At 68.8% G+C, this 13,011-nt stretch carries 27 protein-coding genes; 25 read left to right on the top strand and 2 right to left on the bottom strand.

The genetic code is table 11. The features are described 5' to 3' along the window. Positions 1–105: 105 nt before the first annotated feature. Entirely contained in the window at positions 106–1,608 is a 1,503-nt protein-coding gene (locus tag ACFYWM_RS33920; RefSeq protein ID WP_389922257.1) for a phosphoesterase, read from the top strand. Positions 1,609–1,988: 380 nt separating this feature from the next. Here the strand turns inward: ACFYWM_RS33920 and ACFYWM_RS33915 are convergent, their stop codons facing one another. Together ACFYWM_RS33915 and ACFYWM_RS33910 are read right to left on the bottom strand one after the other, a co-directional pair. Next, on the bottom strand, positions 1,989–2,342 hold the full coding sequence (locus ACFYWM_RS33915; RefSeq protein ID WP_389922255.1) for a hypothetical protein: 354 nt from the start codon (positions 2,340–2,342) through the stop codon (positions 1,989–1,991). A 610-nt stretch (positions 2,343–2,952) separates the two neighbouring features. Continuing rightward, positions 2,953–4,365 carry a hypothetical protein gene (locus ACFYWM_RS33910; protein WP_389922325.1) on the bottom strand — a complete coding sequence of 471 codons (1,413 nt, stop codon included), beginning with the start codon at positions 4,363–4,365 and terminating at the stop codon, positions 2,953–2,955. Between the two features lie 46 nt (positions 4,366–4,411). On the opposite strand from ACFYWM_RS33910, the gene ACFYWM_RS33905 reads away from it, so the two are divergent. From ACFYWM_RS33905 to ACFYWM_RS33790, 24 genes are all read left to right on the top strand, one after another. Next, positions 4,412–4,750 (top strand): hypothetical protein, encoded by a 339-nt coding sequence (locus ACFYWM_RS33905; RefSeq protein ID WP_389922385.1) that lies wholly within the window; start codon positions 4,412–4,414, stop codon positions 4,748–4,750. Positions 4,751–4,756: 6 nt separating this feature from the next. Then, the gene (locus tag ACFYWM_RS33900; RefSeq protein ID WP_389922383.1) at positions 4,757–5,095 is read left to right on the top strand and encodes a hypothetical protein; all 339 of its coding nucleotides are present in this window, start codon (positions 4,757–4,759) and stop codon (positions 5,093–5,095) included. A gap of 6 nt (positions 5,096–5,101) precedes the next feature. Next, positions 5,102–5,440 carry a hypothetical protein gene (locus ACFYWM_RS33895; protein WP_389922380.1) on the top strand — a complete coding sequence of 113 codons (339 nt, stop codon included), beginning with the start codon at positions 5,102–5,104 and terminating at the stop codon, positions 5,438–5,440. Between the two features lie 6 nt (positions 5,441–5,446). Further along, positions 5,447–5,785, top strand: coding sequence for a hypothetical protein (locus tag ACFYWM_RS33890; protein ID WP_389922378.1), 339 nt, complete (start codon positions 5,447–5,449; stop codon positions 5,783–5,785). 6 nt (positions 5,786–5,791) lie between these two features. Continuing rightward, on the top strand, positions 5,792–6,136 hold the full coding sequence (locus tag ACFYWM_RS33885) for a hypothetical protein (RefSeq protein ID WP_389922375.1): 345 nt from the start codon (positions 5,792–5,794) through the stop codon (positions 6,134–6,136). Beyond that, complete coding sequence (locus ACFYWM_RS33880) at positions 6,137–6,481, top strand: hypothetical protein (protein WP_389922373.1); 345 nt, start codon at positions 6,137–6,139, stop codon at positions 6,479–6,481. It begins immediately after the preceding gene. Next, positions 6,482–6,676, top strand: coding sequence for a hypothetical protein (locus tag ACFYWM_RS33875; protein ID WP_389922370.1), 195 nt, complete (start codon positions 6,482–6,484; stop codon positions 6,674–6,676). After that, entirely contained in the window at positions 6,677–6,820 is a 144-nt protein-coding gene (locus ACFYWM_RS33870) for a hypothetical protein (protein ID WP_389922364.1), read from the top strand. A gap of 462 nt (positions 6,821–7,282) precedes the next feature. Continuing rightward, complete coding sequence (locus ACFYWM_RS33865) at positions 7,283–7,546, top strand: hypothetical protein (RefSeq protein WP_389922362.1); 264 nt, start codon at positions 7,283–7,285, stop codon at positions 7,544–7,546. A gap of 6 nt (positions 7,547–7,552) precedes the next feature. Next, a complete protein-coding gene (locus tag ACFYWM_RS33860; protein ID WP_389922359.1) occupies positions 7,553–7,891 on the top strand; it encodes a hypothetical protein in 339 nt (112 codons plus the stop codon). A gap of 6 nt (positions 7,892–7,897) precedes the next feature. Further along, complete coding sequence (locus tag ACFYWM_RS33855; protein WP_389922356.1) at positions 7,898–8,236, top strand: hypothetical protein; 339 nt, start codon at positions 7,898–7,900, stop codon at positions 8,234–8,236. A gap of 6 nt (positions 8,237–8,242) precedes the next feature. Beyond that, positions 8,243–8,587, top strand: a complete 345-nt coding sequence (locus tag ACFYWM_RS33850) for a hypothetical protein (protein WP_389922353.1) — start codon at positions 8,243–8,245, stop codon at positions 8,585–8,587. A 9-nt stretch (positions 8,588–8,596) separates the two neighbouring features. Beyond that, a complete protein-coding gene (locus tag ACFYWM_RS33845; protein ID WP_389922350.1) occupies positions 8,597–8,932 on the top strand; it encodes a hypothetical protein in 336 nt (111 codons plus the stop codon). Further along, a complete protein-coding gene (locus tag ACFYWM_RS33840) occupies positions 8,933–9,277 on the top strand; it encodes a hypothetical protein (RefSeq protein ID WP_389922347.1) in 345 nt (114 codons plus the stop codon). Continuing rightward, positions 9,278–9,622 carry a hypothetical protein gene (locus ACFYWM_RS33835; protein ID WP_389922345.1) on the top strand — a complete coding sequence of 115 codons (345 nt, stop codon included), beginning with the start codon at positions 9,278–9,280 and terminating at the stop codon, positions 9,620–9,622. Beyond that, on the top strand, positions 9,623–9,967 hold the full coding sequence (locus tag ACFYWM_RS33830) for a hypothetical protein (protein WP_389922342.1): 345 nt from the start codon (positions 9,623–9,625) through the stop codon (positions 9,965–9,967). Continuing rightward, positions 9,968–10,306 carry a hypothetical protein gene (locus ACFYWM_RS33825; RefSeq protein WP_389922339.1) on the top strand — a complete coding sequence of 113 codons (339 nt, stop codon included), beginning with the start codon at positions 9,968–9,970 and terminating at the stop codon, positions 10,304–10,306. It begins immediately after the preceding gene. Positions 10,307–10,390: 84 nt separating this feature from the next. Beyond that, positions 10,391–10,651: a hypothetical protein gene (locus ACFYWM_RS33820; protein WP_389922336.1), complete on the top strand. Its 261-nt coding sequence runs from the start codon at positions 10,391–10,393 to the stop codon at positions 10,649–10,651. A gap of 351 nt (positions 10,652–11,002) precedes the next feature. Further along, on the top strand, positions 11,003–11,347 hold the full coding sequence (locus ACFYWM_RS33815; protein WP_389922332.1) for a hypothetical protein: 345 nt from the start codon (positions 11,003–11,005) through the stop codon (positions 11,345–11,347). Next, positions 11,348–11,692: a hypothetical protein gene (locus ACFYWM_RS33810; RefSeq protein ID WP_389922253.1), complete on the top strand. Its 345-nt coding sequence runs from the start codon at positions 11,348–11,350 to the stop codon at positions 11,690–11,692. Then, positions 11,693–12,037, top strand: a complete 345-nt coding sequence (locus ACFYWM_RS33805) for a hypothetical protein (RefSeq protein WP_389922250.1) — start codon at positions 11,693–11,695, stop codon at positions 12,035–12,037. It abuts the gene before it with no gap. After that, positions 12,038–12,376, top strand: coding sequence for a hypothetical protein (locus ACFYWM_RS33800; RefSeq protein ID WP_389922247.1), 339 nt, complete (start codon positions 12,038–12,040; stop codon positions 12,374–12,376). It begins immediately after the preceding gene. A 6-nt stretch (positions 12,377–12,382) separates the two neighbouring features. Continuing rightward, positions 12,383–12,721, top strand: a complete 339-nt coding sequence (locus ACFYWM_RS33795) for a hypothetical protein (RefSeq protein WP_389922245.1) — start codon at positions 12,383–12,385, stop codon at positions 12,719–12,721. Between the two features lie 51 nt (positions 12,722–12,772). Continuing rightward, on the top strand, positions 12,773–13,011 hold a 239-nt coding region (locus tag ACFYWM_RS33790; RefSeq protein ID WP_389922242.1), incomplete at its 3' end, for a hypothetical protein.

Below are 13,011 nucleotides of genomic sequence, written 5' to 3'. Positions count from 1 at the left end.
AGGCAGTTGTTTTTTGTTGTCCCGTTCTCTGTTCATATTGCGTTCAGAGCGGCCTTCGAGACTCGCGGATTGGCACCAGACTGCAGATGACCGAAAGGCTTCCTCGTGAAGGACCAGAACACCGAAGACCCCGAGCGTTCGTCGATCTCACGGCGCCGGCTGGTCAAGTACGCCGGCCTCGGGGCGACGCTGGTCGCCGCGAGCCCGCTGGCGACCGGCAACGCGGCGTGGGCGGAGCAGGACCCCGAGCGCGCGAGCGAGAGCCGCGGTGACTCCCGCAACCGGGTGTGGCGCGCCGGTGACCACCACGTGCACTCGGAGTACAGCGGCGACTTCGACACCTCGACGAACCCGCCGAAGTTCAGCAAGGGCGCCGACGCGGTGTACCCGATCGTCACCAACGCGATCATGGCGAAGTACTTCGGCCTGAGCTGGGCGATGTGCACCGACCACGGCGGGCCGACGCACTCGAAGGTGAACCTTGAGCAGGCCTACCCCGACCTGCTGCGCTCGCGCGTCCTCGTGCCCGAGGTCCTCCAGTTCTGGGGGATGGAGTTCGACGCCCCGGCGCTGGACCACCACACGCTGATGATCCCCCACCACTCCGGTGAGGCGCAGCAGCTGTTCGAGCTGGAGAGCCGCTTCGCCAAGCACGACACGTTCCCCGCCGACCCCGGCCGCGACACCGAGGCCAAGATGGTGGAGTTCCTGAAGGCCGCGAAGGGCATGCGGCAGAAGCCGCTGGTCATCGCCCACCACGCCTCGCGGTCGGCGCCCGGTCTCGGTGTCTACGGGCAGGACACCCCCCGGGAGTTCCGCAACGGCAACAACGCCGCGCCGGAGATCTACGTCGGCTTCGAGGGCGCTCCCGGCCACCAGGCGGGCCCGCTCAACGGCGGCGCGCGCGGAGGGTACGGCAACCACCCGACCTACGGCGGCTTCGACCAGATGACGGCGCGCGTCGGCGGTCTCTGGGACTCGCTGCTCGGCGAGGGCCGGCGCTGGTGGATCACCGCGACCTCGGACTCGCACGTGCACTGGACGCGCGGCGGCTCCGACTTCTGGCCGGGCGAGTACAGCAAGACCCACGTGCTGGCCAGGCAGGACTACGCCGACATCATGGACGGCCTGCGCAACGGGCGGATCTGGGTCGGCACCGGTGACCTGATCACCAGCCTCGACGTCACGGCGAGCACCCAGGGCCGCCAGGCCACCACGGGCGAGACCCTCACCGTGAGTCGCCGCAACCGCACCGACGTCGACATCGAGATCAGGTTCCGGCCGCTGGAGGGCAAGAACGCCAACGGCGACCACCCCGAGGTCCGGCGCGTCGACCTGATCACCGGTCAGGTCACCGGCCCGAACGCCAACCTCGACGCCGACACCAACCCCACCACGAAGGTCGTGGCCCGCTTCGGCCCGCGCGACTGGCGCAGGTCGGGACGCGAGTACGTCATCCGCCACACCCTGCGCGACGTGCAGGGCGACTTCTACGCCCGCGTGCGTGGCACGAGCACCGACGAGGCCGAGCCGCTCGCCGACGGCAAGGAGAGCCCCTGGGAAGACCTGTGGTTCTACTCGAACCCGGTCTTCGTCCAGTACCGCTAGCACCTCGAACACCCGGGAACGCCCCGCCGGTCCGGAGACCGGCGGGGCGTTCGCGCATTCAGGTCCGGGCTTCGCCTCGGCGGTGACCGGGTGCCCGGCATCCGATGGGCCCGCTTTCGGGACGCGCTCCGGCTCACCGGTGCCGGGCGGGCCGACGGGTGCCGGACGGGCCGATCCTCAGGCGGGCCGGCGGATACCGGGCGGGTCGGATGCCAGGTGGGGTCGACTCTCAGGCGGGCCGGCGGATACCGGGCGGGTCGGATGCCAGGTGGGGTCGACTCTCAGGCGGGCCGGCGGATACCGGGCGTCTGATGCCGGGTAAGCCGGACGCCGGACGGGTCGGCGGCCTTGACGGGGTCGCCGGACACTCGTGGGCGTCGTCAGGACACGACGCTGATCCCGGGCATGGGGCAGAGCATCTCCCGCTTCGCGGCGAACTGCTTCTTCGCGTTCCAGGTGACGATCTCGCCGGGCGGCACCTTCACGAGGGCCTGGGCGTAGTCGAGCGTCGTCGCCTTGGTGGTGGTGAAGTAGACGACGACCTTGTAGGTGACGGGCTTCTTCCCAGGGTTCTTCGCCGTTCCCTGGGCGCTCCAGCCGCCCGGTATGGCCTCACACTTGGTCTGAACGATGTTCTTGCGGACGCTGGGCTCATTGTCCACCTTCGTCGGCAGCGGGTTCGCCCCGCCACTCGCCTCGGTCGGCTCCGCGGCCGGCGAATTCCCTGACACCACCGCGGCATTGTGCATGGTGTCCGTGTTCGAAGAACATCCGGCTGCCAGCACGGAGGCCAGTATCACCAGCACCGGGACTTTTACCACCACAGGTGATGCAAATCGTATATTCACTGAACGACTCCCGCAGCATCATTTGATTCATACCGATATTCAGATCCCCGGCCGGTACGGAATCACAGAGTCAGGCCAAGGAAATCCACCGGATGCACTGGATTCACACGGAGACCGTGCACCCAATGCACAGAATGGCTGTCGAAGCCATTTTTTCACAACCATCACGGAGCAGTGGATGTCATATCACCCACGATAATACAACCGCCTCCGACGGGCGGCATTCTTCATTGTCCCTCACCGACCCCCTTTTGAGGTAATATTCACGCTCATCAGAGTCGAATTCTCCTTCCCTGTCTCGTATGACAGATAAGGCCATTTCGGTGCCGGGACGCCGACGGTCCCATCCGTCGCGGGATCGCGTCCGGCAGGCGGGATGGACCTTCTCCCGGCCTACCGGACACCGTGATCGGGCCGCCGTCACGAGCCCCGGACCGATCACCTCCCGTCGTTCAGGTGGCCTTCACCCGCCCGGACGAGGTGAGGTCCGGCGGACTCAACGGCGCCTCTTCGAGTGACCGCCGCGGTGCCTGTGGTGGTGCTTCTTCTTGCGGTCGGTGATCTTGATCTTGGTGGAGTTCGACGAGTGGTTGCGGATCTCGCTTTTCTGGCGGTCCGCACCGCCGTCCGCCCGCGACCTGACCGCCGGGGCCACCACGACCGCCGCGGTCGACTCACTGGAGGTGACGACCGGACCCGACAGTGAACGACCCGACGCCGTCGCCGTGTTCACGATCACACCGGCGTTGATGTCCGCCCGCCTCACCACGTAGATGCCCGTGCAGGTCGTCGAAGCCTGCGGCGCCAGCGTCGTCACCGGACACGTGATCACCGCGGGAACTCCCGACCCCCGGCCCGTGTCCCTCAGGCCGAGATCCGTCAAAGTGACGTTGCCGGTGTTGGTGACCAGGTAGGAGTAGGTGATCCTCTGGCCCGCCGCCGACACCCTGCGGGGGGCCGCCGTCTTCGACAACGTCAAGCCGGGGTTCGGCGTGACGGTCACCGTCGCCGTCGACGGCGGGGACGCGACCGGCGGACCCGTCGGCGAGGTGCCGAACGCCGTCGCGGTGTTCACGATCGAACCGGCGTCGATGTCGGTCTGGGTGACCGTGTAGGTACCCGTGCAGGTCGTCGAGGCCTGCGGGGCCAGCGTCGTCACCGGACACGTCACCACCGCGGGAACCCCCGATCCCGGCGGAGCGGTGTCCGCCACCCTGACATCGGTCACCGCGACGTTGCCGATGTTGGTGACCAGATAGGAGTAGGTGATCGTCTGTCCTGCCGCCGTCACCGTGCTCGGCGACGCCGTCTTGACGAGCGTCAGCGACAAGACCGCCTCGGCCGTGACCGTCGCGGTCGACGCGTTGGAGGTGATGACCGCACCTGTCGGCGTGGTACCCGAGGCCGTCGCGGTGTTCACGATCGAACCGGCGTTGAGGTCGGCCTGGGTGACCGTGTACGTGCTGGTGCAGGTGGTCGAGGCCTGCGGGGCCAGCGTCGTCACCGGACACGTCACCACCGGCGGCGTCCCGGAGCCCGAGAACGCCGTATCCGCCACACCCACACCCGTCAACGTCGCGTTACCGGCGTTGACGATCGCGTACGAGTAAGTGATCGTCTGCCCCACCGCCGTCATGGTGGACGGGACGGCCGTCTTGGCGAGCGTCAAGGCGGAAGCAGGCGCGGTGGCCACCGTCACCGTCGACGGCGGAGAGGTGACCGGCGGACCCGTCGGCGGGGTGCCGGAGGCGACCGCCGTGTTCACGATCGAACCGGCGTCCACATCCGCCTGGGTGACCGTGTACGTGCTCGTACACGTCGTCGTGGCCTGCGGGACCAGCGTCGTCACCGGGCAGGTGACCACCGGAGGCGCACCCGTCCCCGAGAACGCCGTATCCACCACACCCACACCCGTCAATGTCGCGTTACCGGTGTTGACGACCACGTACGAATAGGTGATCGTCTGCCCCGCCGCCGTCACCGTGCTCGGCGAGGCCGTCTTCAACAACGCCAGACCGGGAGCCGCCTCGGCCGTCACCGTCGCGGTCGACGCAGCCGACGCCACCGCCGGACCCACCGGCGGGGTCCCCGACGCGACCGCCGTGTTCACGATCGACCCCACGTCGATGTCGGCCTGCGTCGTCACATACGTGCTCGTACACGTCGTCGTGGCCTGCGGGGCCAGCGTCGTCACCGGGCAGGTGACCACCGGAGGCACACCCGTCCCCGAGAACGCCGTATCCACCACACCCACACCCGTCAACGTCGCATTGCCGGTGTTGACGACCAGGTAGGAGTACGTGATCGTCCGGCCGGCCGCCACCACCGAGCTCGGCGACGCCGTCTTCAACAACGCCAGGCTGGGAACCGGATCGGCGGTCACCGTCACCGTCGACGGATCAGAGGTGATCGGTGGTCCGGTGGGCGGAGTGCCGGAGGCGACCGCCGTGTTCACGATCGAGCCCGCGTCCACATCGGCCTGCGTCGTCACATACGTGCTCGTACAGGTGGTCGAAGCCTCCGGGGCCAGCGTCGCCACCGGGCAGGTGACCACCGGAGGCGCACCCGTCCCCGAGAACGCCGTATCCGCCACACCCACACCCGTCAACGTCGCGTTACCGGTGTTGACGACCAGGTAGGAGTAAGTGATCGTCCGGTCCGCCGCCACCACCGTGGCGGGCGACGCCGTCTTCAACAACGCCAGACCGGGAGCCGCCTCGGCCGCCACCGTCGCGGTCGACGGATCAGACGTCACCGCCGGACCCACCGGCGGGGTCCCCGACGCGACCGCCGTGTTCACGATCGAACCGGCGTCCACATCCGCCTGCGTCGTCACATACGTGCTCGTACACGTCGTCGTGGCCTGCGGGGCCAGCGTCGTCACCGGGCAGGTGACCACCGGAGGCACACCCGTCCCCGAGAACGACGTATCCGCCACACCCACCCCCGTCAACGTCGCATTGCCGGTGTTGACGACCAGGTAGGAGTACGTGATCGTCCGGCCGGCCGCCACCACCGAGCTCGGCGACGCCGTCTTCAACAACGCCAGGCTGGGAACCGGATCGGCGGTCACCGTCACCGTCGACGCAGCCGACGCCACCGCCGGGCCCGTCGGCGGGGTGCCGGAGGCGACCGCCGTGTTCACGATCGAACCGGCGTCCACATCCGCCTGGGTGACCGTGTACGTGCCCGTACACGTCGTCGTGGCCTGCGGGACCAGCGTCGTCACCGGGCACGTCACCACCGGAGGCGCACCCGTCCCCGAGAACGCCGTATCCGCCACACCAACACCCGTCAACGTCGCGTTACCGGTGTTGACGACCAGGTAGGAGTAGGTGATCGTCCGGCCGGCCGCCACCACCGAGCTCGGCGACGCCGTCTTCAACAACGCCAGACCGGGAGCCGCCTCGGCCGTCACCGTCACCGTCGACGCAGCCGACGCCACCGCCGGGCCCGTCGGCGGCGTCCCCGACGCGACCGCCGTGTTCACGATCACACCCGCGTCCACATCCGCCTGCGTCGTCACATACGTGCTCGTGCAGGTCGTCGTGGCCTGCGGAGCCAGCGTCGCCACCGGACACGTCACCACCGGAGGCGCCCCCGACCCCGAGAACGCCGTATCCGCCACACCCACACCCGTCAACGTCGCGTTACCGGTGTTGACGACCGCGTACGAATAGGTGATCGTCGCGCCCGCCGCCACCACCGAACTCGGCGACGCCGTCTTCAACAAGGCCAGACCGGGAACCGGAGCAGCCGTCACCGTCACCGTCGACGGATCAGACGCCACCGCCGGACCCGTCGGCGGCGTCCCCGACGCGACCGCCGTGTTCACGATCACACCCGCGTCCACATCCGCCTGCGTCGTCACATACGTGCTCGTGCAGGTCGTCGAGGTCTGCGGCGCCAGCGTCGCCACCGGACACGTCACCACCGGAGGCGCCCCCGACCCCGAGAACGCCGTATCCGCCACACCCACACCCGTCAACGTCGCGTTACCGGTGTTGACGACCGCGTACGAATAGGTGATCGTCGCGCCCGCCGCCACCACCGAACTCGGCGACGCCGTCTTCAGCAACGCCAGACTGGGAACCGGGGTGGCCGTGACCGTCACCGTCGATGGAGCCGACGTGACCGCCGGACCCGTCGGTGGAGTACCGGAGGCGACCGCTGTGTTCACGATCGACCCCGCGTCGATGTCGGCCTGGGTGACCGTATAGGTGCTCGTGCAGGTGGTCGAAGCCTGCGGGGTCAGCGTCGTCGCCGGGCAGGTGGCCACCGGAGGTGCCCCCGTCCCCGAGAACGACGTATCCGTCACCCCCACACCCGTCAACGTCGCGTCACCGGTGTTGACGACCAGGTAGGAGTACGTGATCGTCGCGCCCGCCGTCACCACCGAACTCGGCGACGCCGTCTTCAACACCGCCAGGCCGGGAGCGGGGGCAGCGGTCACCGTCGCCGTCGACGGAGCCGACGTCACCACCGGACCCATCGGTGCCATCGGTGCCGACGTCACCGCCGGACCCGTCGGTGGAGTACCGGAGGCGACCGCGGTGTTCACGATCACACCCGCGTCCACATCCGCCTGGGTGACCGTGTACGTGCTCGTACACGTCGTCGTGGCCTGCGGGACCAGCGTCGTCGCCGGGCAGGTGGCCACCGAAGGTGCCCCCGTCCCCGAGAACGACGTATCCGTCACCCCCACATCCGTCAACGTCGCGTTGCCGGTGTTGACGACCACGTACAAATAGGTGATCGTCTGACCCGCGGCCGCCACAACCGGTGGGAAAGCGGTCTTCAACAGCGTCAGGTCGGGAGCCGCCGTGATGGTGACCGTCGCCGTCGACGGATCGGAGACCACCGCCGGACCCGTCGGCGGAGTCCCGGAGGCGACCGCGGTGTTCACGATCGATCCGGCGTCCACATCGGCCTGGGTGGTGACATACGTGCTGGTGCAGGTCGTCGAAGCCTGTGGAACCAGCGTCGTCACCGGGCAGGTGACGACCGGCGGCGCACCCGTCCCCGAGAACGACGTATCCGTCACACCCACACCCGTCAACGTCGCGTTGCCGGTGTTGACGACCAGGTAGGAATAGGTGATCGTCCGACCCGCCGCCGTCACCGAACTCGGGGACGCCGTCTTCAGGAGTGCCAGGCCGGGAGCCGGGGCAGCCGTCACCGTCGCCGTCGACGAATCAGACGCCACCGGCGGACCCGTCGGTGGGGTCCCGGAGGCGACCGCGGTGTTCACGATCGAACCCGCGTCGATGTCGGCCTGCGTCGTCACATACGTGCTCGTACACGTCGTCGAGGCCTCCGGGGCCAGCGTCGTCACCGGGCAGGTGACGACCGGCGGCGCCCCCGTCCCCGAGAACGACGTATCCGTCACACCCACACTCGTCAACGTCGCGTTGCCGGTGTTGACGACCAGGTAGGAATAGGTGATCGTCGCGCCCGCCGCCGCCACCGTGCTCGGCGACGCCGTCTTCAACAGCGCCAGGCCGGGAGCCGGGGCAGCCGTCACCGTCGCCGTCGACGGAGCCGACGTCACCGCCGGACCCGTCGGCGGCGTCCCCGACGCGACCGCCGTGTTCACGATCACACCCGCGTCCACATCCGCCTGCGTCGTCACATACGTGCTGGTGCACGTCGTCGACGCCTGCGGAGCCAACGTCGCCACCGGACACGTCACCACCGGAGGCGCACCCGACCCCGAGAACGCCGTATTCACCACACCCACACCGGTCAACGTCGCGTTGCCGGTGTTGACGACCAGGTAGGAATAGGTGATCGTCCGGTCTGCCGCCGTCACCGAACTCGGGGACGCCGTCTTCAGCAACGTCAGGCCTGCGGCCGGTTCCCCGGTGACCGTCACCGTCGACGGATTGGACGCCACCGCCGGACCCGTCGGCGGCGTCCCCGACGCGACCGCCGTGTTCACGATCACACCCGCGTCGACATCCGCCTGGGTGACCGTGTACGTGCTGGTACACGTCGTCGAGGCCTGCGGAGCCAGCGTCGCCACCGGACACGTCACCACCGGAGGTGTCCCCGACCCCGAGAACGACGTATCCGCCACACCCACACCCGTCAACGTCGTGTTCCCGGTGTTGACGACCGCGTACGAGTAGGTGATCGTCGTGCCCGCCGCCGTCGCCGAACTCGGCGAGGCCGTTTTCAGCAACGCCAGACCGGGAGCCGGGACAGCCGTCACCGTCGCGGTCGACGGATCGGAGACCACCGCCGGACCCGTCGGCGGAGTCCCGGAGGCGACCGCCGTATTCACGATCACACCCGCGTCGATGTCAGCCTGCGTCGTCACATACGTGCTCGTACACGTCGTCGAGGCCTGCGGAGCCAGCGTCGCCACCGGACACGTCACCACCGGAGGCGCACCCGACCCCGAGAACGACGTATCCGCCACACCCACCCCCGTCAACGTCGCGTTACCGGTGTTGACGACCGCGTACGAATAGGTGATCGTCCGACCCGCCGCCACCACCGTGGCCGGCGACGCCGTCTTCAGGAGTGCCAGGCTGGAAGCCGCCGTGATGGTGACCGTCGCCGTCGACGGATCGGAGACCACCGCCGGACCCACCGGCGGCGTCCCCGACGCGACCGCCGTGTTCACGATCGACCCCGCGTCGACATCCGCCTGGGTGACCGTGTACGTGCTGGTACACGTCGTCGAGGCCTGCGGAGCCAGCGTCGTCACCGGACAGGTGGCCACCGGCGGCGCACCCGTCCCCGAGAACGACGTATCCGCCACACCCACACCCGTCAACGTCGCGTTACCGGTGTTGACGACCGCGTACGAATAGGTGATCGTCCGGCCCGCCGCCGTCAGCGTGCTCGGCGACGCCGTCTTCAACAACGCCAGACCGGGAACCGCCGCAGCCGTCACCGTCACCGTCGACGGATCGGACGCCACCGGCGGGCCGGTGGGCGGCGTCCCCGACGCGACCGCCGTATTCACGATCACACCCGCGTCGATGTCAGCCTGCGTCGTCACATACGTGCTCGTACAGGTCATCGACGCCTGCGGAGCCAACGTCGCCACCGGACACGTCACCACCGGAGGCGCACCCGACCCCGAGAACGACGTATCCGCCACACCCACACCCGTCAACGTCACATTGCCGGTGTTGACGACCACGTACGAATAAGTGATCGTCCGACCCGCCGCCACCACCGTGCTCGGCGACGCCGTCTTCAACAACGCCAGACCGGGAACCGCCGCAGCCGTCACCGTCACCGTCGACGGATCGGAGACCACCGGCGGACCTGTCGGCGGAGTGCCGGAGGCAACCGCCGTATTCACGATCACACCCGCGTCGATGTCAGCCTGCGTCGTCACATACGTGCTCATGCAGGTCATCGACGCCTGCGGAGCCAACGTCGCCACCGGACACGTCACCACCGGAGGCGCACCCGACCCCGAGAACGACGTATCCGCCACACCCACACCCGTCAACGTCACATTGCCGGTGTTGACGACCACGTACGAATAAGTGATCGTCCGGCCCGCGGCCGCCGTGGCCGATGGGGAAGCGGTCTTCAACAGCGTCAGGTCGGGAGCCGCCGTGATGGTGACCGTCGCCGTCGACGGAGCCGACGTGACCGCCGGACCCGTCGGCGGAGTGCCGGAGGCCGTCGCGGTGTTCACGATCACACCCGCGTCCACATCCGCCTGGGTGACCGTGTACGTGCTGGTACACGTCGTCGAGGCCTGCGGAGCCAGCGTCGTCACCGGACAGGTGGCCACCGGCGGCGCACCCGACCCCGAGAACGCCGTATCCGTCACACCCAAACCCGTCAACGTCGCGTTACCGTTATTGACGACCAGATAGGAGTAGGTGATCGTCTGACCCGCGGCCGCCGCGGCCGATGGGAAGGCGGTCTTCAACAGCGTCAGGCCGGGAGCCGCCGCCACCGTGACCGTCACCGTCGACGCGTCGGAGACCACCGCCGGACCCGTCGGCGGAGTGCCGGAGGCGACCGCCGTGTTCACGATCGCACCGGCGTCCACATCGGCCTGCGTCGTCACATACGTGCTCGTGCAGGTCGTCGACGCCTGCGGAGCCAGCGTCGTCACCGGGCAGGTGGCCACCGGAGGCGCACCCGACCCCGAGAACGACGTATCCGCCACACCCACACCCGTCAACGTCGTATTGCCGTTATTGACGACCAGATAGGAGTAGGTCACCGTCTGACCCGCCACCGACACCGTGGACGGAGTCGCCGTCTTCAGCAGTGCCAGCCCGGGAGCCGCCGTGATGGTGACCGTCGCCGTCGACGGAGCCGACGTGACCGCCGGACCTGTCGGCGGAGTCCCGGAGGCGACCGCCGTATTCACGATCACACCCGCGTCCACATCCGCCTGCGTCGTCACATACGTGCTCGTACACGTCATCGACGCCTGCGGAGCCAACGTCGCCACCGGACACGTCACCACCGGAGGCGCACCCGACCCCGAGAACGCCGTATCCGCCACACCCACACCCGTCAACGTCGCGTTACCGGTGTTGACGACCACGTACGAATAAGTGATCGTCCGACCCGCCGCCGTCGCCGAGCTCGGCGACGCCGTCTTCAGCAGCGTCAGCCCGGGAGCCGCCGTGATGGTGACCGTCGCCGTCGACGGAGCCGACGTGACCGCCGGACCCGCCGGCGGGGTGCCGGAGGCGACCGCGGTGTTCACGATCGCACCGGCGTCCACATCGGCCTGCGTGGTCACATACGTGCTCGTGCAGGTCGTCGACGCCTGCGGAGCCAGCGTCGTCACCGGGCAGGTGATCACCGGGGGCGGACCCGTCCCCGAGAACGCCGTATCCGTCACACCCACACCCGTCAACGTCGTGTTCCCGGTGTTGACGATCGCGTACGAGTAAATGATCGTCCGGTCCGCCGCCGTCGTCGTGGCCGGCGACGCCGTCTTCAGCAACGCCAGGCTGGAAGCCGCCTCGGCCGTCACCGTCGCCGTCGACGGATCGGACGCCACCGGCGGGCCGGTGGGCGGCGTCCCCGACGCGACCGCCGTGTTCACGATCGAACCCGCGTCGATGTCGGCCTGCGTCGTCACATACGTACCGGTGCAGGTGGTCGAGGCCTGCGGGACCAGCGTCGTCACCGGACACGTCACCACCGGAGGCGTCCCCGTCCCCGAGAACGACGTATCCGTCACGCTCAAAGCGGTCAACGTCGTGTTCCCGGTGTTGACGACCGCGTACGAATAAGTGATCGTCCGGCCCGTCGCCACCACCGTGCTCGGCGAGGCCGTCTTCTGCAGCGCCAGGCTGGGAGCCGCGGTGATGGTCACCGTCGCCGTCGACGGATCGGACGCGATCGCCGGGCCCGTCGGCGGGGTGCCGGAGGCGACCGCCGTGTTCACGATCGAGCCCGCGTCCACATCGGCCTGCGTCGTCACATACGTGCTCGTACACGTCGTCGACGCCTGCGGAGCCAACGTCGTCACCGGACACGTCACCACCGGAGGCGCACCCGTCCCCGAGAACGCCGTATCCGCCACACCCACACCCGTCAACGTCGTGTTCCCGGTGTTGACGATCGCGTACGAATAGATGATCGTCCGGTCCGCCGCCGTCGTCGTGGCCGGCGACGCCGTCTTCAGCAACGCCAGGCTGGGAGCCGCCTCGGCGCTCACCGTCGCCGTCGACGGATCAGACGCCACCGGCGGGCCGGTGGGCGGCGTCCCCGACGCGACCGCCGTGTTCACGATCGACCCCGCGTCGATGTCGGCCTGCGTCGTCACGTACGTGCTGGTGCAGGTGGTCGAGGCCTGCGGCGCCAGCGTCGTCACCGGACACGTCACCACCGGAGGCGTCCCCGTCCCCGAGAACGCCGTGTCCACCACACCCACACCGGTCAACGTCACGTTCCCGGTGTTGGCCACCAGATAGGAGTAGGTGATCGTCCGGCCTGCCGCCGTCGTCGTGTCAGGCGAGGCCGTCTTCAGTAGCGCCAGGCCGGGAGCCGGGGCAGCCGTCACCGTCGCGGTCGAAGGAGCCGACGTGATCGCCGGGCCCGTCGGCGGGGTGCCGGAGGCGACCGCCGTGTTCACGATCGACCCGGCGTCGATGTCGGCCTGGGTGACCGTGTACGTGCCCGTACACGTCGTCGAGGTCTGCGGCGCCAGCGTCGTCACCGGACACGTCACCACCGGAGGCGCACCCGAACCCGAGAACGACGTGTCCACCACACCCACACCCGTCAACGTCACGTTCCCGGTGTTGGCCACCAGATAGGAATAGGTCACCGTCTGACCCGCCACCGACACCGTGGACGGAGCCACCGTCTTGACGAGCGTCAACAACGAGGCCGTCGTCGCCGTGACCGTCGCCGTCGACGGATCGGAGACCACCGCGGGACCCGTCGGCGGAGTACCGGAGGCCGTCGCGGTGTTCACGACCGTCCCGGCGTCGATGTCGGCCTGGGTGACCGTGTACGTGCCCGTACACGTCGTCGAGGTCTGCGGCGCCAGCGTCGTCACCGGACACGTCACCACCGGAGGCGCACCCGAACCCGAGAACGACGT

Source organism: Streptosporangium sp. NPDC002721 (assembly GCF_042888905.1).
Taxonomy (GTDB): Bacteria; Actinomycetota; Actinomycetes; order Streptosporangiales; family Streptosporangiaceae; genus Streptosporangium.
This window is presented reverse-complemented; position numbering and strand designations above follow the sequence as displayed.

Coding starts and splice junctions, on each gene's coding strand:
- ACFYWM_RS33810 (WP_389922253.1), top strand. CDS start 11,348: ATGATCGTCCGGTCCGCCGCCGTCGTCGTGGCCGGCGACGCCGTCTTC.
- ACFYWM_RS33800 (WP_389922247.1), top strand. CDS start 12,038: ATGATCGTCCGGTCCGCCGCCGTCGTCGTGGCCGGCGACGCCGTCTTC.
- ACFYWM_RS33865 (WP_389922362.1), top strand. CDS start 7,283: ATGGTGACCGTCGCCGTCGACGGATCGGAGACCACCGCCGGACCCGTC.